The organism is Nonomuraea sp. ZG12 (genome assembly GCF_052068115.1).
GTDB lineage: Bacteria > Actinomycetota > Actinomycetes > Streptosporangiales > Streptosporangiaceae > Nonomuraea.
The window spans coordinates 382,471-403,950 of sequence record NZ_JBQHCW010000004.1; the positions used below are offsets into that span (position 1 = coordinate 382,471).

The following is a 21,480-nucleotide window of genomic DNA, read 5'->3' on the forward strand; positions in this document are numbered from 1 at the left end:
CAATGCTCTAGTGGTGTTTTATCCAGATTTGTCGCTGAATCTCCGCTAATTGGAATCGTAGCGACTTAATGTGATCACCTGGTTACCGGGGGGAAAGGCGTGATCACACCGTTCGGCACGTCCGTGCGCGCGCGGCTGACGTTGTTCGCCAGCGTGGCCATGGCGCTGCTCTGCGTCGTGGTCAACTCCTTCCTGCTCTACATGCTGCACTCCTCGGCCGCCCACGAGCAGCGGGTCGCGGTGTCGGGCGCCGCCCTGCGGGTGGTCCACCTGATCGAACGGGACCGGCTGCCCGACGTCCTGCGTTCCGGCCAGCCCAGCATCCAGGTGGTCGACGACCGGGGACGGCTGGTGTCCTCGACGCAGGACCTCGCCGGAGCACCGCGCATGAGCACGCTCGAACCCACCCGCGGGGCCAGAATGCTCCTGGAGACGTGCGACCTGCCCACGTACCCTGGCCAGTGCAACGTCCTGGTCGTCGTCCACGTCTATCGGCCGGCGGGCGACTGGCTGGTCTACGCCACCCAGAAGGCGGTCCCCTGGTACGTCTCCCCGAGCGTGCCCGCCACCCTGCTCGGACTCTCTCTCGGGTTGGTGGCGCTGACCTGGTTCGGCGTCTCGCGGGTGGTGGCCAAGACGCTCGCGCCGGTGGATCGCATCCGCGCCTACCTGGCCGAGATCTCCGCCGGCGGCGGCGGCATGCGCGTGCCGGTGCCCGCCAACGACGACGAGATCCGGGCCCTGGCCGAGACCGCCAACCAGACGCTGGAGCGGCTGGAGGCGGCGATGGAGCAGCAGCGCAGGTTCGCCTCCGACGCCTCGCACGACCTGCGCAGCCCGATCACCGCCATGCGCACCCAGATCGAGGAGGCCCTGCTCTACCCGAACGACACCGACTGGCCCGAGACCGGCCGGGCCCTGCTGGCGAGCCTGGAGCGGCTGCAGGCCCTGGTCACCGACCTGCTCACGCTGGCCAAACTCGACGCGGGCACGATCGCCGCCAAGGAGTCGGTGGACCTGTCCGAGCTGGTCACCGTGGAGACCGCCAGGCACCGTTCCAAGCTCGTGGTCATCACGCTGCAGTCGGGCGTGACGGTCACCGGCGACCGGCTCAGGCTCGCCCGCCTGCTGACGAACCTGCTCGACAACGCCGAGCGGCACGCCGAGAGGATGATCTGCGTCTCCGTCCGGAGGAACGGCGCGGCCACCCTGGAGGTGCTGGACGACGGCGGCGGCATCGCGCCCGAACAGCGGGAGGAGGTCTTCCGGAGATTCACCAGGCTGGACGCCTCACGCAACCGCGACGCCGGGGGCACGGGACTCGGCCTGGCCATCGCCCGCGACATCGCCGAGACGCACAGCGGCACTCTTACCATCGAGGATTCCGACAGGGGCGCCCGGTTCGTGCTGCGGTTGCCGCTCCGGCAGGGCTGAGCCTTGTTTCTGCGATGGTCTCTCACCCGATGGTCGGTGCGCCGCCGCCTGACCGTGGTGACCCTGCTGACGACGCTCTGCGCCGGCCTCCTCGGCGTGGTGCTGGCCACCCCGCTGCTGTACACCCTGCTCACCAACTATGTGACCGAGCAGGCGGCGCAGGCCGCGCGCCGGGTCGCCTTCGACGTCGAGCGGCGCGCGCCGGACGACCTCAAGCCGGTGGCCGTCACCGAGAGCGTCGACCTCATCCAGGTGGTCGACGACCGGGGCGTGGTCCGCCAGGCCAGTTCCTCGCTGCTCGGCTTGCCCGCGCTGACCAGGGCGAAGGTCGAAGGCGACGCCATGCGCGTGGACGGCCGGACCTGCACCGACCGGCTCCCGGGCGAGCACTGCCTGATCACCGTCGGCTACTGGGTGCCCGTGCGCGGCGAAAGCTGGATGGTGTACGCCTACGCGCCCGACGTGCATTACTACATCAGCCTGGAGTACGTGCTCGGCATGCTGCTCGGCGTGCTGGCCGTCTCGCTCGTCACGGCCAACGTGGCCTCGGTGACCGCGGGCAAGGCGCTGGAGCCGGTGAAGGCCATCAAGAGCGAGCTCGCCGAGATCACCGCCACCGACCTGGAGCGCCGGGTCCCGCGCTCGACGCACCAGGACGAGCTCGACGACCTGGCCCGCACCGTCAACCAGACGCTGGACCGGCTGGAGCGGGCGGTGGAGCAGCAGCGCAAGTTCGCCTCCGACGCCTCGCACGACCTGCGCAGCCCGATCACCGCCATGCGCACCCAGATCGAGGAGGCCCTGCTCTACCCGAACGACACCGACTGGCCCGAGACCGGCCGGGCCTTGCTGGCGAGCCTGGAGCGGCTGGAGGCCATCGTCACCGACCTGCTCGCCCTGGCCAGGCTGGAGGCCAGCGCGCCCCTGGCCGCCGAGCCCGTGGACCTGGCCGACCTGGTGCAGGAGGAGCTGGCGCGACGGCCGCGGACCAAGCGCGTCAGGCGGGGCCTGAGCCCCGGCGTGGTGGTGTCCGGGGACAGGATCCGGCTGTCCAGGCTGCTCACCAACCTGCTGGACAACGCCGAACGGCACGCCGAGTCCACGATCAGGGTGACCGTGCGCGCGCACGGAGGACTGGCCGTGCTGGAGGTCATCGACGACGGCGAGGGCATTCCGCCCGAACATCGCGAGAAGGTCTTCCAGAGATTCGTCCGGCTGGACGCCGCGCGCAGCCGCGACGCCGGCGGCACCGGACTGGGCCTGCCCATCGCCCGTGAAATAGCGGGTGCGCATAACGGCTCTCTTACGATCGAAGACTCCGACCTCGGCGCCCGCTTTGTCCTACAAATACCTTTGCGTAGTGATTAAAGTGAACACATGTGACTCCAGGTTTCAGCCGGTTACGGCGCGAGGATTTGTTGGCAACCGCTTGCGAGGTCATCGCGGCTCAAGGTTTCGGCCATACCCGAACCATGGACATCGCCCGAGCCGCCGGTGTCAGCCAGGGCTTGCTCTTCTACCACTTCGAAACGAAGGACCGGCTTTTCGCCCAGGCGTTCTCGTACGCGGCCAGACGTCACCTGGAAGCGCTGAACGGGGTCGAGCGGTCGCAGCGGCCACCGCTGGAGCGGCTACGGGCGCTGCTCCGGCTCTGCTCCCCCGCCGGCTCCTCCGACGGCTGGCGGCTGTGGATCGACGCCTGGGCGGAGTCGATGCGCAGCGACGACATGGAGGAGACCTCACGGCGGCTGGAACTGCAGGGGCGGCTGGTGCTGCGCGGCATCATCGAGGCCGGGGTGGAGTCGGGCGTCTTCACCTGCGCCGACCCGGAGGCCGCCACCTGGCGGATCTTCGCGCTCATCGACGGGCTGGCGATCCAGATCAACGTGCACGGCAAGGTCCTGTCGCGCCGCCGCGTCACCCAGCTCGTCCGTACGGCGGCCGTCATGGAGCTGGGCGTGGCCGTGGCTGACCTCTGAGCGCAGGACGGTGGCCGCACCGCCGAACGGGTCTGACGAGGGTGGGACCATAGACGGGTTCGGACGGCGATCGACGGAAGGTTTTGATCGGTGAGGCGGCTAGTCACGGTCCTGCTGCTCGCCTGTGCGGCGATGGCGATCGCTCCCCCCGCTCAGGCGCACAACGTGCTGATCAGCAGCGACCCCAAGGACGGGGCGACGCTGTCGGCCCCGCCCGGGCAGATCACGCTGGTGTTCGACCAGCCGGTGCGCCAGGGCTACGCGCAGATCGGCGTGACCGGCGCGGACGGGTCGGCGTGGGCCGACGGGGCGACGACGGTGGCCGCCGAGCGGGTGACGGTCAAGGTGAAGCCGCTGACGACGGGCGGCGCGTACGTGGTCGGCTACCGGATCCTGTCGGCCGACGGGCACCCGGTCACCGGCAAGATCGGCTTCACCCTCACCGGCGGAGGCACCCCCACCGGGGCCCCGCAGGACGCCGGTACCGAGCCGGACACCGCGGCCCAGCAGGATGCTGCGGCCCCGCAGAACGCCGGAGCCGACCGGGACGCCGGAGCCCAGCCGGACGCCGGAGCCGCGGCGGCGGAGGCCGCCGCGAACGGCGGCGCGGGCATGGCCGTGGTGTGGATCGTGGCCGCCCTGCTGGTGCTGGCGGCGGGCACCGCCGTGGCCCTGCGCCGCGCCAACCCCCGCCCGCCTGCCGACGCGCCCGACCCGAGCGACCCTAGCGACCCTAGCGACCCGACCGACACGGCGGACGCGGTCCGGATCGGCGGTGTGCCGGTTCGGCCGGAGGAGGGGACGCGCGCGTGACGCTCATCGACACCCCTCGTGAGCAGCGGATCGGCGGGCTGCTGAGCGGCGGGGCGTTCGCCGTGTGCGCGGTCGTGGCCGCCGTGGTGGCCGGCACGCTCACCGCCCAGGAGTCCGTGCCCGGCATCCCGATGCCGGGGCTCGTGGTGACCGTGGGGCTCCCCGTGGTGCGGGTGCTGCTCGACGTCTCGGCCGTGGCCGTGGTCGGGCTGAGCCTGCTGGCCAAGCTGCTCGGCTTCGACGCGCCCGACAAGACCGAGCCGGTCATGCGCCGGGTACGGCCGCTCGCGGTCACCGCCGCCTGGGCGTGGGCCGTCTGCGCCCTGCTGACGATCGTGCTCCAGACGGCCGAGCTCAATCCCGGGAGCGTCCCCACGCTCGGCATGATCGCCTCCTACGTCGACACCGTCGGCACCGGCCAGGGGCTGCTCTTCAGCGCCGCCTGCGCACTGGCCGCCGCGGGGATCGGGCTGATGGCGGTGCGCTTCGGCGAGAAGGTGCCGGCCGAGCTGCGCATCATCGTCGCCCTGTTCGGCCTGCTGCCCATCCCGGTGACCGGGCACGCCGTCAACTCCGTCTGGCACGACCCCATCATGATCATGATGGAGGTGCACGTCATGGGCGCCGCCGCGTGGACGGGCGGCCTGGTGGCGACGGCCGTGTTCGTCGCCTCGCGCAGGGAGCTGCTGGCCGTCGTGCTGCCTCGCTTCTCCCGGCTGGCGACCGTCTGCCTGCTCATGGTGGGCGCGTCCGGGCTGGTGAGCGGGCTCGGCACGATGGCGCTCACGCCCGGCGTCGAGCTGCCCGCGGCGATCCTGACCAGCCAGTACGGCATCCTCGTGGTGATCAAGGTGACCCTGACCGCGCTGCTGGTGCCGCTGGCGGCGCACATCCGGTTCCGGCTGATGCCCGGCATCCGCAGGGGCGAGGCCATGGCCGTCGCCGGCTGGGCGACGGCGGAGCTGGCCGTGATGGGGCTGGCCTACGGCGTGGCGGTGGCGATCACGCGGGCCTCCATCGGCTGACGCCGGGTCGCGTACCACTCACACGCCAGCCAGACGACCAGCAGGCCCGGCCCGGCCCAGACGGCCGACTCCGTGGCCAGGGGCGGCGCCCCCAGCAGGTCGTCCTGGCCCAGGAGCAGGCCGTACACCGGTCCCATGAGCGCGCTCTGCGCGGCCAGGCCGGCGTAGACGGCGGCCGTCGCCACGACGGACCCGAGCACGGCCCGCACCAGCGGATGCCGGAGCAGGAAGGCCAGGTCCACGCAGAGCCCGGCGGCCACCAGGAACAGCGGCAACGCCGACGGCGGGAACCCGGTGAAGGTGAGCATCGGCCAGAACAGCACGCGGACGCCCACGTACGCGGCCGCCACCAGCGTCGCCGCGCCGAACCTGCCGATCATCATCCGGGCGGCCACCAGCACCCCGAGGCCGACGACGACCGCGTACACCGGGTAGAGGAGGTCGGGGACGGGCAGCGTGAAGTTGGTGACCATGATGCGGTCGACCGGGCGGCCCATCTGCTCGGCGGCGAAGTCCAGCAGGATCTTCTCGGCGTAGACGACGCCGTTGTCCCACGCCCCGAGGGACAGGATGCCGTACTCCTGGTGCTGCTCGGGGAAGTGCACGTTCTCCAGGAAGAACGCGAGGAACGCGCCGAGCATCACCGTGCGCGTCCGCCCCGGCGGCGCGCCCACGAACCAGCCGCGCACCACGCCCGCGATCATGAAGAAGGTGCCGATGTACAGCGCGAGGTGCGACGGGCTCCAGGACGTGATGTCCAGCCCGTTGATCCGGTGGTTGATCAGGTCGAGCGGCACCGCGACCAGGAAGATGCCGGTGCCCCACTGGATCAGCCGCAGCGCCGCCCGGTCGACGCCGTAACCGGTGTAGCCGTGGATGATCGTCAGCGCGAGGACGATGGCGGTGCCGACGGAGTTGAGCAGGTGGGGCGGGGCCAGGTCGTCGCGCAGCCACATGAAATGCCAGGACACGTCCCAGGCCGAGCCGAGCACCTTGAGCGAGAACGCCACCAGCCACCCGACGTAGAGCAACCGGAACAGATCAGGCGGCGTCGCGCGGCCCGCCGGGCCTCTGGTCCAGTAAGGCAAGGCCCACTGGGCGGCCTTCTTGAGCGTCGCTGGTGACTTCACGGCCGAAATCTTACGGTCATCGGACCCGGGGACCGCTACACCCCTCGCCCGGCAAAGTTTCGGTCACGGTGTCACCTGGAGCCATCCGGCCGTCTCAGCGATCTCTCAGGTGCGGAAAGTAGGCTCACCGCCATGAAACGTACGGCCGTGCTGGTCGCGGTGCTCGCCCTTGTGGGGGTGATGACGTGGTCGGTGTGGCCGTCAGGGCCGGAGGTCAGCGGTCTGCACCAGCGGATCACCGTCGTCGACGGACCCGCCGACGACCAGCGTGTCGAGCTCGACACGACCTTCTTCGCCCCGCCCGGCGGCGGGAAGGCGCCCGCGGTGCTCGTCGCGCACGGTTTCGGCGGCAGCAAGCTGAGCGTCCGCGAGGAGGCCGTCCGCCTGGCCGAGGCGGGCTACGCCGTGCTCACCTGGTCCGCGCGCGGCTTCGGCCGCTCGACCGGCGAGATAGCGCTCAACTCCGCTGACTACGAGGTCAAGGACGTCAAGCAGCTCATCGACTGGCTGGCCAAGCGGCCCGAGGTCCGGCTCGACGCCTCCGGCGACCCGCGCGTGGGCATCACGGGCGGCTCCTACGGCGGCTCCATCGCGCTGATGACGGCCGCGCACGACCCCCGGGTCGACGCGATCGTGCCGCAGATCACCTGGTCCGACCTGGCCGACGCGCTGTTCCCGGACGCCACCGGCAAGGGCCCCGAGAACGGCGTGTTCAAGCGCATGTGGGCGGGCATCTTCTTCGGCCGGGGCGGCGGCGGTGCCCCGCAGGGCCTGGAGGCCCTCAACCGGCAGCCCGAGGCGCTGACCGCCGAGCAGGCGAGGTGCGGCCGGTTCCTGCCCGCCATCTGCGAGGTCTACCAGGAGGTCGCCAAGACCGGCCGGGCCACGCCCGAGGCGGTGGCGTTGCTGAGCAGGTCCAGCCCCGTGGCGGTGGCCGGGCGGATCAAGGCGCCGACGCTGCTCATCCAGGGCCAGCGCGACTCGCTGTTCCCGCTGGAGCACGCCGACGCCAACGCCAGGGCCATCGCCGCCACCGGCACCCCGGTCAGCCTGGCCTGGTTCGACGGCGGCCATGACGGCGGCAACGGCGAGGTGGACTGGCTGCACGAGCAGACGACCGCCTGGTTCGCCCGCCATCTCAAGGGCGAGCCCGCCTCCGTCAGCGCCTTCACCGTCACCCGCGACGGCGGCCGCGACCCCGGCACCCGCCAGCGCATCCGCATGCATCCCGAGGCCGCCGCCTACCCCGGCCTGAGCGGCACCGACGTCACCACCGTCACGCTCGGCGGCCCCGAGCAGAACATCGTCAACCCGCCCGGCGGCTCCCCCGCCTCGATCTCCACCGTGCCGGGCGTCAGCGGCCTGCTGGGCGGCCAGGGCAACGTGAGCGTCTCGCTCGACATGCCCGGCCAGAGCGCCGCCTTCGAGTCCCCGCCGCTCACCGCCCCGCTCCAGCTCACCGGCAGCGCGACGGCCAAGATCAGGGTGTACGGCAGCGGCGAGGTGACGTTGTTCGCCAAGCTCTTCGACGTCTCCGACTCCCTCCAGCCGCCCGTTCTGCCCGCCGGCCTGGTCTCCCCGCTGCGGGTGACCGTCCCCGACGGGGCGGAGTCCGTCGAGGTCGACGTCAAGCTGCCGGTCGTGGACCACCGCTTCGCCGTCGGGCACCGGCTCAGGCTGGTGGTGGCGACCACCGACATGGGGTTCGCCACGCCCGCCGAGCCCGCCTCCTACCGGATCGGCCTGGCCTCCCCCGCGCTGGCGGTCCCGACGGTGGCCACGCTGGCCGCGCCGGTGACCGGGATCGCGTGGTGGGTGTGGGCGATGCCGCTGGCCGCGATCGTGGTCGCCGCCGTCCTGCTGGCCACCGGCCGCAGGCGGACCGCCACGCCGTCCACCGCCACACCGTCCACCGCCATGCCGTCCGCCGCCGCACCGGACGAGCCGGTGGCTCCGCTGGAGATCAGCGGGCTCACCAAGGCCTACCGCAACGGCGAGCTGGCCGTCGACGGGCTGTCGTTCCGGGTCGAGCAGGGCGAGGTGCTGGGGCTGCTCGGGCCGAACGGCGCCGGTAAGACGACCACGATGCGGATGATGCTGGGCCTCATCCGCCCCGACGACGGCCAGATCCGGATATTTGGTGAAACGGTCACTCCGGGGGCGCCGGTGCTGTCCCGGCTCGGCGCGTTCGTCGAAGGGCCCGGGTTCCTGCCCCACCTGTCCGGCCGCGACAACCTCCATCTCTACTGGGCCGCCACCGGCCGCCCCGCCGCCGACGCCCGGTTCGACGAGGCGCTGGCGATCGCGGGGCTCGGCAAGGCCCTGGACCGGGCCGTACGCACCTACTCGCAGGGAATGCGCCAGCGCCTGGCGATCGCGCAGGCCATGCTCGGCATGCCGGACCTGCTCGTCCTGGACGAGCCCACCAACGGCCTCGACCCGCCCCAGATCAGGGAGATGCGCGAGGTGCTCAAGCGCTACGCGCGTGACGGCCGTACGGTGATCGTGTCCAGTCACCTGCTGGCCGAGGTCGAGCAGACCTGCACGCACGTGGTCGTCATGCACCGGGGCAAGCTGGTGTCGACCGGCACGGTGTCGGCTCTGCTCGGCTCCGCCACCGCCACCAACGGGCAGGGCGATGGGCAGGGCAACGGGCACGGCAACGGGCAGGGCTCGCGCCTCGAAGACGTGTTCCTGGACCTGATCGGAGACAAGGCATGACCGTCGCGACGGGCTACGCGCCCGGCCGCACCCTTCCGCTGAGGGTCGAGATCGTCCGGCAGTTCAAGCGGCGGCGCACCCTGGTCATGTTCGGGCTGCTGCTGGCGCTGCCGTGGATCCTCGTGGTGGCCTTCCAGTTCGGCCCGCAGGGCAGCGGCAACCAGCAGTCGGCGCTGCGCATCTCCGACCTGGCCACCGCCAGCGGCCTCAACTTCGCGGCGTTCGCCCTGTCGGTCTCCGCGAGCTTCCTGCTGGTCGTCGCCGTCGCCCTGTTCTGCGGTGACACCGTGGCCAGCGAGGCCGGCTGGTCCTCCCTCCGCTACCTTCTGGCGGCGCCGGTGCCACGCGACCGGCTGCTGCGGCAGAAGCTCATCGTGGCACTCGGCTACTCCGCCGCCGCCGTGATCTGCCTGCCGCTGATGGCGCTGCTCGCGGGCACGCTGGCGTTCGGCTGGGCCGACATCCAGGTGCCCGGTACGGGGGAGACCATCCCGGCGTTCGACGTCCTGCCCCGGTTCGGCATCGCCATCGGCTACGCCCTGGTCAGCCAGCTCGTCGTGGCGGCCCTGGCCTTCCTCATCTCCACCACCACCGACTCGCCGCTCGGCGCGGTGGGCGGGGCGGTGGGCCTGTGGATCATCTGCACCATCCTGCAGGCGGTGGAGGCGCTGGGCGCGCTGCGCGAGTTCCTGCCGACCTTCTGGAACAACGCCTGGCTCGACGCCCTCGCGCCGGAGCTCGACTGGAGCGGCATGGTCAGGGGCGCGTCACTGTCGATCACGTACTCGGCCCTCCTCATCGCCGTCGCCTTCGTCCGGTTTCGCCGTAAGGACGTGGTCAGCTAGATACTGGCGTCCATGCGGTTCGGCGTCCTGGGTCCTTTGGAGGTGCGCGGCCCCGGCGGGGAGTTGATCCCCGTCGGCGGGCCGCGGCCGCGCGCCCTGCTGGTGATGCTGCTGCTGAACGCCGGACGGGTGGTCGGCGTCGAGGCCCTGATCGACGGCCAGTACGGCGAGGACCCGCCGGCCGGCGCGGCCAACGCCGTGCAGGCCCAGGTGTCCCGGTTGCGGCGCGCTCTGGGGGCCGGGCTGATCGAGTTCCGGGGCGGCGGCTACCTGCTCGCCGTGGACCCCGACACGGTGGACGCGCACCGGTTCGAACGGCTGGCCGGGCAGGGGCGGCAGCTGCTGGCGGCGGGCCGGCACGACGCCGCCGCCGTGACGCTCCGCCAGGCGCTCGGGCTCTGGCACGGGCCCGCCCTCCCCGACCTGCCGTTCGGGCAGGCGCAGGCGGCACGGCTGGAAGAGCTGCGGCTGACCGTCAGGGAGGATCTCGCCGAGGCGGAGCTCGCCCTGCCCGCGGGCGCTTCGGTGGCGGAGCTGCGGCGGCTGGTGTCGGCCCATCCCTTACGCGAGCGGTTCAGGGCCCAGTTGATGCGCGCGCTGCACGCGGACGGGCGGCAGGCGGAGGCGCTCGCGGTGTTCGAGGAAGGCCGCCGCCTGCTTGCCGCCGAACTCGGCGCCGACCCCTCCCCCGAGCTCGCCGCCGCCCACCTCGCCGTCCTGCGTGCCTCCCCGCCCGCGCCGGCGCCCCGGAAGCTGCCGGCGCAGCTGACCAGCTTCGTGGGGCGCGAACACGACCTGGGCCTCCTCGCCTCGCACGGCTCCCGGCTACGCACGATCGTCGGGCCCGGCGGCATGGGGAAGACCCGGCTGGCCATCGAGGCCGCCACTCGGGCCGACCACGAGGCGTACTTCGTCGACCTGTCCTCCCTCCCCCCGGACCTCACACCGGCCCTGACAGACGGCCCGGCGACCACCCGGCACGCGCCGGACGCCTGCGGACATACACCCTCCGCCGCCGGAGCGAAGGACACCACGGCTGCCGGTCCTCCCGGGAAGAAGCAGGTAGAGCAGGTAGAGCAGGTGGCGCGGACGGTGCTGGAGGCGCTGGGGCTGCGGGACAGCGGGCTGCGGACGCCGCGGCTGCGTGACCCCGTCCGGCGCCTGGTGTCGGCGCTCGCGGAGCGGGACACACTGATCGTCCTGGACAACTGCGAACATCTCATCGCCCCCGCCGCCGAACTGGTCCGCACGCTGCTGACCGAGTGTCCCCGGCTGCACGTCCTGGCCACCAGCCGGGAGCCGCTGGGCCTCACCGGCGAAGCCCTCGTGACGCTGACACCGCTGGCCCTACCCCCCACCGACCCCACCGATCCCCCTGCCTCCACAGCCCCCAAGGACCACCCGGCGGCGGTGGAGGCGCTCCGGTATCCCGCCGTGCGGTTGTTCGCCGACCGGGCGGCGGCCGTGCGGCCGGCGTTCGAGGTGCGGCAGGACAACGTGGACGCGGTGGTGCGGATCTGCGCCGCGCTGGACGGGCTGCCGCTGGCCATCGAGCTGGCGGCGGCGCGGCTGCGGTCGTTCGACGTCGAGGAGATCGCCGCGCGGCTGACCGAGCATGGGCGGTTCAGGTTGCTGTCCCGGGGGGATCGGACCGGGGCGCCGAGGCATCGGGCGCTGCGGGCGGTGGTGGAGTGGAGCTGGGACCTGCTCAGCCCTGAGGAGCGGATCCTGGCCAGGCGGTTCTCGGTGTTCGCCGGAGGGGCGACGATCGCGGCCGTCGAGGCGGTGTGCGCACGGGCCACGGTCGGGCCGGCGGTGAGCGAACCCGCCGGGATCGGGGAGACGGCAGGCGGGTTGGGGGACGTTGCCGGGGTTTTGGCGGACTTGGTGGACAAGTCGTTGATCGGGGTCGATGGCGGTCGGTATCGGATGCTGAACACGATTCGGCTGTTCTGTGCCGAGCGGCTGGCGGAGGCCGGCGAGGAGGACGGCGTCCGCGGGCGGCATGCCCGATGGTGCGAGGAGCTGGGCCGGCGGGCCGATCCGCGGCTGCGGCGGGGGGATCAGCTCGAGTGGCTGGCTCTGCTGTCCGCTGAGCACGGGAACCTGATGGACGCGCTGCGCTGGGCCGTGCGGCACGACCGGGAGACGGCGCTGCGGATGGTGATGGCGCTGGCGACCTACTGGTGGCTGAGCGGGCGGCAGAGCCAGGCCGGGGAGGTCGCCGCCGAGCTGCTGAGGGCGACCGGCGGGCCGGTCCCAGGGCTGGAGGAGGCGTACGTCATGTGTGTGTTGCATGCCGTGCCCCGAGCAGCGCCCGAGCACTGGGCACGGGCGGAGGCGTTCATGAGCGGGCTGGATCAGCCCCTGCGCCATCCGTTCACCGCCGCGCTGTGGGGGATGACCGTGGGGCCGCCGGCCCTGCCGGTGGGGCCTGACCGGGACTGGGTGCTCGGCTCTGATCCGTGGGGCGTGGCGCTGGGGCGGTTGAGCCGGGCCCTGCTGAGGTTGCTCGACGGCGAGCCGGCCGTGGCCGAGGCGGAGCTGGCGGAGGTGCTGGCGCTGTTCCGGGCGCTGGGCGAGCGGTGGGGCATCGCGCAGGGGCTGGACTGGCTGGCGGTCATCGCGAGCTGGCGCGGGGAGTGGGACCGGTGCCGGGTGCTGTGGCGGGAGGCGCTGGAGCTGCTCGAAGAGCTGGGCGCGCTGGAGGAGACGGCGGACGTACTGGCTCGTCGCGGGGAGGCGCTGATGCGCGCGGGTGATCTCGCGGCCGCGAGCGCCGACTTCCGGCGTGCCGGGGAGGCCGCCGGGCGGGCGGGCCGGTCGGAGCCGCCTGTCATGGCCGGGCTGGGGCTGGGAGAGCTCGCCTGGGCCGCCGGTGATCCGGCCGAGGCCCGCCGGCGGCTGGAGGCGGCACTGGCAGCCACCCGGAGTGGCGCTTTCGGCGCTCGGCAGGTCCAGGCCCACGTCCTGGCGGCCCTCGCCCGGCTGTCCGACGGCACAGCCGACTCCACAGCCGACGGCGCAACCGACGAAGCCGGCAGCGAAGCAGGGGGCGGCCACGGCGCGTCGGCGCTCTACAGGCGGGCGGTCGCCGTGGCGCGCAGGTCTCCGCTGGCGTCGGACCTGGCCGACGCCGCCGAATGGCAGGCCGAGGCCGTCCTGGCGGCGCTCGCAGGGAACACGGCCCGCCGGGGCGCGGGCGGGGTCTCCCCGGCCGGTCCGGAGGAGCGGGCCGGGCGGCGGGTCGCCGCGCTGCTGGGGGTGGCGGTGGCCTTGCGCGGGTTCGCGGTGGCCGGTGACGCCCAGGTCGCCCGCAGCGCCGGGGAGGCCAGGCGGATGGCCGGGGCGGCGGGGTTCGCGGGCGAGTTCGCGCGGGGGGCTCGGATGGGCCGGGAGGAGGCGCTGACGGTGCTCGACCAGGCGGAGGCGTGGCTGTCAGCCGACGGGAGGTGAGCTGTCAGCGGGTCCCGGCACAGTCGTGACCATGCAGAACACGAAGGTCCTCATCTCGGGCGCGAGCATCGCCGGCCCCGCGCTCGCCTACTGGCTCGACCGTTACGGCTGCGACGTGACCGTGGTGGAGAAGGCGCCGGGCCTGCGCACAGGCGGGCAGGCGGTCGACTTCAAGGGGGCGACGCACCTCACGGTGCTGGAGCGCATGGGCATCCTGGAGGAGGTACGGCGACGTCAGACGGGAGGCACCGACCAGGTCATCGTCGACGCGGACGGCAGGCGGCTGGCGGTCATGCCGGGAGAATTCACCGGCGGGGACATCGAGATCCTGCGCGGCGATCTGTCGGCCCTGCTGTTCGAGCGGACCGCGGGCACGTGCGAGTACGTCTTCGGCGACTCCATCGCCTCGCTGACGGACACCGGCGACGGCGTGCGCGTCACCTTCGATCGGGCCGCGCCGCGCACCTTCGACCTGGTGGTGGGCGCGGACGGCATCCATTCGAACGTGCGGCGGCTGGCCTTCGGCCCCGAGGAGTCGTACGTGCGCTTCCTCGGCCATTACTACGCGCTGGCCCAGATCGACGCCGGAGACGGCAACCGGATGTACAACGAGCCCGGCCGGATGGTGACGCTGGGCGGGCCGAAGGCGCCGTCGTTCTTCGTCTTCGCCTCCGAGCCGCTGGACTTCGACCGCTACGACGTCGAGCAGCAGCGGCGGATCCTGATGGACGCCTACCGGGGCGGGGGCTGGCGGATCCCCGAGATCCTTGCCAGGCTGCCGGAGGCGCCGGACGTCCATCTCGACTCGATCAGCCGGGTGGAGCTGGACCGTTACGCCGAGGGCCGGGTGGTGTTGCTGGGGGACGCCGCCTACGGCAACACCCTGGGCGGATTCGGCACCGGGCTGGCCGTCGTGGGGGCGTACGTGCTGGCGGGAGAGCTGCTGGCCGCGCGCGGCGATCATCGGGCGGGGTTCGCGGGCTACGAGCGCGAGTTTCGCGGCTACGCCAAGGTGGCCAAGCAGGGCAGCGCCGGGCCGTTCCTCGCACCCCGCTCGCACGCCCGGATCACCATGCGCAACTGGATCTTCAAGCGCAGGCTGCTGCTCGGCGCGATGCTGAAGATGACCGACCGGTTCGCCACGGACATTCGGCTCAAGGACTATTGATCAGCCCCAGTGGGGTGGTTTGTTCTCCCGGTAGAAGTCGTCGGGGTCGGCCTCTCGCCATTCGCCCCAGCCCTTGTCGGTGTCATCGGAGGTCTGCTCCGGGAGAAATTCCGTCACGGCATACATACTACTCAGTGATACAAAGCCGACCCCGGCGGCTTTTCCCGTGCCGGGACAGGGGGCAAAGGCGGGGGTACGATGCGTACGCAGATTTGTCGCCTATCCCCCCGTGAGGCTACCCATGGCCACCCCGACAGGATGGCGGCGAGACGGCAATCTTCCGGCGGAGTTGACCAGCTTCGTGGGGCGGACGCGGCTGCTCGCCAACCTCAAGCGGCACCTCGCCGAGTCGCGCCTGGTGACCGTCACGGGGATCGGCGGGGTCGGCAAGTCGCGGACGGTGCTCCGGCTGGCGCACCAGATCCGGACGCAGTATCCCGACGGCGTCTGGTTCGCCGATTTGGCGCGGCTGCAGGACGCCGGGATGGTCAAGCACACGATCGCCTCCGCGCTCGGCATCGCCGACCAGTCCTCCCGCAACGAGACGGACTCGCTGGCGGAGTGGGTCGGCGACCGCGACATGCTGCTCATCATCGACACCTGCGAGCATCTGGTGCAGGGCTGCGCCGAGCTGATCCACGAGCTGCTGGAGGCCGCGCCCAACCTCAAGGTGCTGGCCACCAGCCGCCAGTCGTTGCAGCTGCCGTACGAGCACGTGGTGCCGGTGCCGCCGCTGCAGGTGCCCGGCGACGATCCGGTGGAGAGCCTGTTCACCAACGAGTCGGTGCAGTTGTTCTCGGCGCGGGCCGGGGCCGTGGTGCCCGACTTCGTGCTGGAGGAGCAGAACATCGCCGCGGTGGCCGAGCTGTGCCGCCGCCTCGACGGCATCCCGCTCGCGATCGAGCTGGCGGCCGTACGCCTGCGGGCGCTGTCCGTCGAGCAGATCCTCGGCCTGCTGGCCGACCGGTTCAGCCTGCTGGCGGGCGCGAGCCGGACGGCGCTGCCGCGGCACCAGACGCTGCGCGCGGCCATCGGGTGGAGCCACGAGCTGTGCGAGCCCGCCGAGCGGCTGCTGTGGGCGCGGCTGTCGGTGTTCTCCGGCGACTTCGAGCTCGACGCCGCCCGTTTCGTGTGCGCCGACGAGCGGCTGCCGGCCGAGGAGATCACCAACCTGGTCACCGGGCTGGTGGAGAAGTCGATCCTGATGATCAGGAGCAACCACGCCGGAGTCCGTTACAAGCTGATCGACACGCTCGCGGAGTACGGCGAGGAGTGGCTGGACAAGCTCGGCCAGACGCAGGATCTGCGGCACCGGCATCTGGCCTACTACCTCAATCTGGCGCAGCGCAGCGAGGACGCCTGGTCGGGGCCGAGGCAGGTCTACTGGTTCATCCGCATGCGCCAGGAGCACGACAACGTGCGGCTGGCGCTGGAGCACGCGCTGCGCACGCCCGGCGAGTCGGTGCTGGCGCTGAGGCTGCTGTCGTCGCTCTGGTTCATGTGGGTGTGCTGCGGCTTCCAGCGTGAGGGCCGGCTGTATCTGGAGCGGGCGCTGGAGGCCAACCGTGCCGTGAGCAAGGAGCGGTGCAAGGCTCTGTGGGTGCTGTCCTACGTGCGCAGCGCCCAGGGCGACAGCGTGGGCGCGCTGGACGCGGCCGAGCGCTGCAGCAAGGAAGCGGTCAGGGTGGGCGACTCCCGAGCCGTCATCCTCGCCTCCAAGATGCAGGGCACCGCCGCGGTCCTGCAGGGCGACCTGCAGAAGGCCAGCGCGCTGCTGGGGGTGGCGATCGAGTTCAACACCGACAACAAGGAGCTCAACCCGGGCCTGCTGCCCGCGATCGTCGAGCTGTCGCTGGTGCTGTCGGCGCAGGGTGAGTTCAACGAGGCCGAGTCCCTGCTGCAGGACTGCCTGCAGGTGTGCAAGGAGCGCGGTGAGCTGTGGGTGGGCTCCTACGCGCAGTGGGCCATGTCCCTCACCAAGCTGGCGACCGGCCGCGCCGGGGATGCGCTGCAGAGCGCCAGGGAGGCGCTACGCGTCAAGCGCCACTTCCACGACACGCTCGGCACGCTGCTGGTGCTGGAGACGACGGCGAGGATCTTCACCGCTCTGGGGCGGGAGCCACTGGCCGCCCGGCTGCTGGGAGCACTGCAGCAGAACTGGAAGACCGCCGGCCTGCCCATGCTCGGCGCCCCGTTCATGACCAGCGACCATGATCAGTGCGTCAAGGAGTGCCAGAAGGCGATGGGGGAGCGTCTTTACGCGCAGGCGTTGGGGGACGGCGCCAGGCTGGACCTCGACGAGGCGTCCGCGCTCGCGCTGGGCGAGCTGGACGCCTCGGAGAACGACCCGGCTGATCCGCCGGGAGCGGCTTCAGGGCCCGGGACCTGAAGAGCAGTGCGGGGGCCTGACGTCGCCGGAGGTCCTATCCGGCCTGCGGCCAGCGGGTGCCCGTCGGCCAGGCGTGCACGTAGCGGGCGCTGCCGAGCGAGAAGGCGATGTGGCCCCGTACCCAGTGTTCGAGACCCTGCACGTACCTGCGGACCGGCATGGAGGCCCAGCTGTCGAGTGCCGCGCGCCGCGCGATGAAGGCGGCGATGGCGGCGTTGTGCATGTTCGAGACTTCTTGGAGCGCCTCCTGGAGGGGCAGCGTCCGGTGGGTGGCCAGCACGGTGACGAGGTTGTGCCTGGCCTTGTCCTTGTCGCGCTCCTTGGCGTACGAGAGCAGGTCGTTGTCCCACCCGATGAGGTCGCACGCGAGGTCCGACAGGGTGCGCACATCGGGATGGTGCCACTCTTCGGCTTCGACCCGATAGCCGCCGGCGATGTCGATGAGCGCGAAGCAGGTGAAGGTCGCGCCGGTGATGCGGCGCATCAGCACGTAGTCCTCGGGGGTGGGGATCAGGTCGGCTTCGCGGTTGGCGGCCTCCCAGATCTGGGCGAACAGATACTCCTTGACCGTGGTGCGCCACCGGTCGACCTGGGCGGGGCTGCCTAACTCCGTGATCCGGTCGAGCAGTTCACGCAGGGTGAGACCGAACGGGTCGGTGCTGTCCGGCTCTCTGCGCCTGTCGAGGATCTCCAGGAGCGGCGGGAGGGCGCGGGCGAGCGAGGCGGCCCGGTGCCCTACCCGTTCGCCCTCGCAGATCGCGTCGTCGAAGGCGAAGAGCCAGTTGTACCAGTCGTTGATCAGCCTGAGATTCTCGCGTGGCACGGTCGGATTGGTGCGTGCGGCGAGCATGCCGATCTTGGAGCGCCGGAAGTGCTCGATCGTGTCGGCTCCGGCGAGCAGGTTGCGGGCGGCCAGCCAGGTGTGGCTCTCTGCGTCGACCTCCGTGGCGTTCCCGTTGATCTCATTGGGGAACGGACAGGGCAGCGGAGGGATGTGGAGTGGTCGCCTACTGAAGGGATGCGAAGGATTAGCCACTCATCCAGCATGACGAGGGACCGTTCGAAAGGCCACAGTTGGCTACTTCCAGCCCATTCCCCTTCATTTCATACTATGAGCCACTTTGGTCGAACCATTGAAGAAACTGCTCGTTCGCGAACATCCGGGCCGTGTCGATCGCCGAGGGAGTGCCGGCGCTCGGCTCGGCCCCTGCGTCGAGCAGCGCCCTGACCACGTCAGACTCCTTCTTGAACACCGCCCCCGCGAGCGGCGTCTGGCCCCGGTCGTTGGCCCGGTCCGGATCGGCGCCCAGCTCGGTCAGCATCCGGACCGTCGCCGCATGACCGTGGTATGCCGCCAGCATCAGCAAAGTGTCACCTTTGCCGTTGGTGAGATCGGCTGGAACCCCGGCTTCCACATAAGCCCGCAAGGCGTCCGTCTCACCCGCCCTGACCAGGCCGAACAGCCTCGTGGCGAACTCTTCGAGCTCCGGATCCCCGTCCATGCCTCCCATTGTGCCTCGATAGGGTGCCCTGCACGGAATCGTTCCGGCTCGCCGTAGGTTCTGGATGAGAGTACCTAGGGAAAGGCTGTCCAACCGTGTTCGACCCGACGGATCTATATGAGCTCGCCGATGACGTCCCCGAGCTGGCCGATCCGGTGTTGCTGTACCACTTCGACGGTTTTGTCGATGCCGGCTCCACTGGGCGCCTCGCGCTGGGGCACCTGCTGGCCGAGCTGGAGCACCGGGTTGTCGCGACGTTCGACGTGGACCGGTTGATCGACTATCGCTCGCGACGGCCGATCATGACCTTCGACACCGACAGATGGGTGGAGTGTGAGAGCCACGAGCTGATCGTCCACAGCGTCAAGGACGCCACGGGCACTCCGTTCCTGCTGTTCAGCGGCCCGGAGCCGGACGGGGAGTGGGAGCTGTTCACCCGGGCGGTCGGCACGCTGGTCAAGCGGCTGGGCGTGAGCAGGCTGGTGACTCTGCACGGCATCCCGATGGCCGTGCCGCACACCCGCCCGCTCGGCGTCACCGTGCACGCCAGCCGGCCCGAGCTGATCAACCCGCAGACCAGCGCGTTCGGCCGCGTCCAGGTGCCGGGCAGTGCCGCCGCGCTGCTGGAGTTCCGGCTCGGCGCCGCCGGGCACGACGTGGTCGGCTACGCGGTGCACGTTCCGCACTATCTCTCGCAGGCCGAATACCCGAGCGCGGCGGTCGCCGCGCTGGAGGCGATCACGCGCAACACCGGCCTGGTCTTCCCGATGGACGGACTGCGTGAGGCGGCTCAGCGCACCACGGCGGAGATCGAGGAGCAGATCCAGTCCTCCGCCGAGCTGTCCAGCGCGATCACCGGGCTGGAGCAGCAGTACGACGCCTTCGCGGGGGGCTCGGACCGTGAGAACCTCATGGCCGACAGCACGCCGATGCCCACGGGGGACGAGCTGGCCGCCCAGTTCGAGCGGTTCCTCGCCGAACGCGACGACGAATAGGCCTAGCCTGGGGCGATGGATGAGATCCGGGTGGGGTTGGTCGGCTATGGGACCGCTGGGTCCGTCTTCCACGCGCCGCTGATCGAGGCGGCCGACGGGCTGCGGCTGACGGCCGTGGTGACGCGCGATCCGGAGCGGCAGGCCGAGGTGCGCGCCCGTTACGGGGCGGCGGGCGTGGACGAGGTGGCGCGGTTGTGGGGGCTGTGCGACCTCGTCGTCGTCGCGTCCCCGAACCGCACCCACGTGGCCGTGGCCACCGAGGCGCTGGCGCACGGCAAGGCGGTGGTCGTGGACAAGCCCTTCGCGCGGACCGTCGAGGAGGCGCGCGGGGTGGTGGAGCTGGCCCGGGAGCGGGGGCTCATGCTGAGCGTCTTCCACAACCGGCGCTGGGACGGCGACTTCCTCACCGTGCGCCGGCTGCTCGACGAGGGGGCACTGGGCCGGGTGCTGCGGCTGGAGTCGCGGTTCGAGCGGTGGCGGCCGGCGCCCAAGGGCGGCTGGCGCGAGGCGGGCGGCGCCGAGGAGGTCGGGGGCCTGCTGTACGACCTCGGCAGCCATCTGGTCGACCAGGCGGTGCGGCTGCTGGGGCCGGCGCGGGAGGTCTACTGCGAGAGCGACGTACGGCGCGAGGGGGTGGCGGCCGACGACGACACCTTCATCGCGCTCAAGCACGACGGCGGCGCCCGCTCGCATCTGTGGGTGAGCGCCATGGCGGCCAGGCTCGGGCCGCGCTTCCGGGTGCTCGGCAGCGCCGGGGCGTACGTCAAGGAGGGCCTGGACGTCCAGGAGGAGCGGCTGCGCGCGGGCGCGTCGCCGCTGGCGGCGGGCTTCGGCGACGAGGGCGAGGAGCGGTGGGGCGTCGCCGGCACGGACGCCGACTCGCGCCGGGTGCCCACCGAGTCCGGCGCCTACCTCGACTTCTACCGCGGCGTCGCGACGGCGTTGCGGACCGGAGCGCCGCCGCCGGTGAGCGCGGACAGCGCACTGGAGACGCTGGCGGTGATCGAGGCGGCGAAGCTGTCGGCGACGCAGGAAATCGTGGTGCGGACGGGCTGAGCCGGCGGACCGGCTGGATCAGCGGATCTGCTGGATCAGCGGATCTGCTGGATCAGCGGATCTGCTGGGTCACTCGCGCAGGCGGGCGTGCATGGCGGCGGTGTCGTCGGCGGTCCAGCCGTTGCGCGCCAGCCATCCCTGCGGCCCGCCGAAGCGCTCGTCCAGCACGCTGAGGAACTGCTCGATGTAGCGCGGCCGCGGCATGTGGTCGTCGGCCGGGCGCGAGTCCAGGTCGTCACGGTAGGTGCGGCTGCCGCGCAGCCGCCGCAGGATCAGCTCCAGGCGCTCCCCGGTGGCCGCGTAGTCCTCGACGATCGCCTCCCGAGTGACGCCCGCCACGTCGAGCGCGAGCGCCGACAGCACGCCCGTACGGTCCTTGCCCGCCGCGCAGTGCACCACGGCCGCGCCGTCGTCCAGCGCCATCGCCCGCAGCGCCGCCACCACCGCGTCGGGCCGGTCACGCAAGTAGCCGTAGTAGAAGCCGGTGACGCGCAGCTCGGTGTCCTCCTGGCGCTCGTGCCAGGGCAGCACCCGGTCGCCGTCGATGCTGTCGGCCTCGACGTCGGTGTGCCTGCCCCTCTCGGCGAACAAGGTGAGGTGGTGGTGGGTCACCTCGGGCACCGTGGTCAGCGGGCCGGGGCCCTCCAGGGTGACCTCGGCCGTCGAGCGGAGGTCCACGACGTGGCGGAGTTTGAGGTCGCCGACCAGCCGCGACACGTCGGCTTCGGTGAGTCCCTGGAGATTGTCAGCGCGCATGATCCGGCCACTTCGGGTGACGCCGCCGTCACGGGTGGGCAGCCCGCCCAGGTCACGTACGTTGACGGCGCCTGCCAGATCGATCCATCTCGTGTTCGCGTTCACCAGGTTGACCCTATATGTCGGCCAAAATCTCAGCGGATTCGAGGTTCATAACGCAGCATGAACGTATGGATCCGCGAGCTCTGCCCCCTCGGCTGGTTGTCGATCC

General features: G+C 71.6%; 16 protein-coding genes. 12 read left to right on the forward strand and 4 right to left on the reverse strand.

From position 1 onward, the window contains the following. Positions 1 to 99 precede the first annotated feature (99 nt). The 5 genes from ACTMTF_RS16220 to ACTMTF_RS16240 all read left to right on the forward strand — a co-directional run bounded on the left by ACTMTF_RS16220 (position 100) and on the right by ACTMTF_RS16240 (position 5,251). Positions 100 to 1,434: a sensor histidine kinase gene (locus tag ACTMTF_RS16220; protein ID WP_441111371.1), complete on the forward strand. Its 1,335-nt coding sequence runs from the start codon at positions 100 to 102 to the stop codon at positions 1,432 to 1,434. Positions 1,435 to 1,470: 36 nt separating this feature from the next. Further along, positions 1,471 to 2,802 (forward strand): sensor histidine kinase, encoded by a 1,332-nt coding sequence (locus ACTMTF_RS16225; RefSeq protein ID WP_441111372.1) that lies wholly within the window; start codon positions 1,471 to 1,473, stop codon positions 2,800 to 2,802. A gap of 11 nt (positions 2,803 to 2,813) precedes the next feature. Continuing rightward, positions 2,814 to 3,413, forward strand: a complete 600-nt coding sequence (locus ACTMTF_RS16230) for a TetR/AcrR family transcriptional regulator (protein ID WP_441111373.1) — start codon at positions 2,814 to 2,816, stop codon at positions 3,411 to 3,413. Between the two features lie 90 nt (positions 3,414 to 3,503). Next, positions 3,504 to 4,226: a copper resistance CopC family protein gene (locus ACTMTF_RS16235; protein ID WP_441111374.1), complete on the forward strand. Its 723-nt coding sequence runs from the start codon at positions 3,504 to 3,506 to the stop codon at positions 4,224 to 4,226. Beyond that, positions 4,223 to 5,251 (forward strand): copper resistance D family protein, encoded by a 1,029-nt coding sequence (locus tag ACTMTF_RS16240; RefSeq protein ID WP_441111375.1) that lies wholly within the window; start codon positions 4,223 to 4,225, stop codon positions 5,249 to 5,251. Before ACTMTF_RS16235 ends, ACTMTF_RS16240 begins: the two co-directional genes overlap by 4 nt. On the opposite strand, the gene ACTMTF_RS16245 is transcribed toward ACTMTF_RS16240, so the two are convergent. Continuing rightward, positions 5,209 to 6,381: a hypothetical protein gene (locus ACTMTF_RS16245; RefSeq protein WP_441111376.1), complete on the reverse strand. Its 1,173-nt coding sequence runs from the start codon at positions 6,379 to 6,381 to the stop codon at positions 5,209 to 5,211. The two genes, ACTMTF_RS16240 and ACTMTF_RS16245, sit on opposite strands and share 43 nt — an antisense overlap. A 132-nt stretch (positions 6,382 to 6,513) precedes the next feature. Here ACTMTF_RS16245 and ACTMTF_RS16250 point away from each other — a divergent pair, with 132 nt between their 5' ends. The 5 genes from ACTMTF_RS16250 (at position 6,514) to ACTMTF_RS16270 (ending at position 16,960) form a co-directional block, all read left to right on the forward strand. Further along, positions 6,514 to 9,102 (forward strand): alpha/beta fold hydrolase, encoded by a 2,589-nt coding sequence (locus ACTMTF_RS16250; protein WP_441111377.1) that lies wholly within the window; start codon positions 6,514 to 6,516, stop codon positions 9,100 to 9,102. After that, positions 9,099 to 9,947: an ABC transporter permease gene (locus ACTMTF_RS16255; protein WP_441111378.1), complete on the forward strand. Its 849-nt coding sequence runs from the start codon at positions 9,099 to 9,101 to the stop codon at positions 9,945 to 9,947. Before ACTMTF_RS16250 ends, ACTMTF_RS16255 begins: the two co-directional genes overlap by 4 nt. 12 nt (positions 9,948 to 9,959) lie before the next feature. Next, positions 9,960 to 13,403 carry a BTAD domain-containing putative transcriptional regulator gene (locus tag ACTMTF_RS16260; RefSeq protein ID WP_441111379.1) on the forward strand — a complete coding sequence of 1,148 codons (3,444 nt, stop codon included), beginning with the start codon at positions 9,960 to 9,962 and terminating at the stop codon, positions 13,401 to 13,403. A gap of 31 nt (positions 13,404 to 13,434) precedes the next feature. After that, positions 13,435 to 14,571: an FAD-dependent monooxygenase gene (locus ACTMTF_RS16265; protein WP_441111380.1), complete on the forward strand. Its 1,137-nt coding sequence runs from the start codon at positions 13,435 to 13,437 to the stop codon at positions 14,569 to 14,571. A 241-nt stretch (positions 14,572 to 14,812) separates the two neighbouring features. Then, positions 14,813 to 16,960, forward strand: coding sequence for an ATP-binding protein (locus ACTMTF_RS16270; RefSeq protein ID WP_441111381.1), 2,148 nt, complete (start codon positions 14,813 to 14,815; stop codon positions 16,958 to 16,960). A gap of 34 nt (positions 16,961 to 16,994) precedes the next feature. On the opposite strand, the gene ACTMTF_RS16275 is transcribed toward ACTMTF_RS16270, so the two are convergent. Next, positions 16,995 to 17,996, reverse strand: coding sequence for a terpene synthase family protein (locus ACTMTF_RS16275; RefSeq protein ID WP_441111382.1), 1,002 nt, complete (start codon positions 17,994 to 17,996; stop codon positions 16,995 to 16,997). 73 nt (positions 17,997 to 18,069) lie between these two features. Next, the gene (locus tag ACTMTF_RS16280; protein WP_441111383.1) at positions 18,070 to 18,471 is read right to left on the reverse strand and encodes an ankyrin repeat domain-containing protein; all 402 of its coding nucleotides are present in this window, start codon (positions 18,469 to 18,471) and stop codon (positions 18,070 to 18,072) included. 86 nt (positions 18,472 to 18,557) lie between these two features. On the opposite strand from ACTMTF_RS16280, the gene ACTMTF_RS16285 reads away from it, so the two are divergent. Both ACTMTF_RS16285 and ACTMTF_RS16290 read left to right on the forward strand, forming a co-directional pair. Next, entirely contained in the window at positions 18,558 to 19,457 is a 900-nt protein-coding gene (locus ACTMTF_RS16285; protein ID WP_397002860.1) for a proteasome assembly chaperone family protein, read from the forward strand. 15 nt (positions 19,458 to 19,472) lie between these two features. Beyond that, positions 19,473 to 20,513 (forward strand): Gfo/Idh/MocA family oxidoreductase, encoded by a 1,041-nt coding sequence (locus ACTMTF_RS16290; RefSeq protein ID WP_441111384.1) that lies wholly within the window; start codon positions 19,473 to 19,475, stop codon positions 20,511 to 20,513. Between the two features lie 69 nt (positions 20,514 to 20,582). Here ACTMTF_RS16290 and ACTMTF_RS16295 read toward each other — a convergent pair whose 3' ends face one another. After that, positions 20,583 to 21,374 (reverse strand): tyrosine-protein phosphatase, encoded by a 792-nt coding sequence (locus ACTMTF_RS16295; protein WP_441111385.1) that lies wholly within the window; start codon positions 21,372 to 21,374, stop codon positions 20,583 to 20,585. Between the last annotated feature and the right edge of the window lie 106 nt (positions 21,375 to 21,480).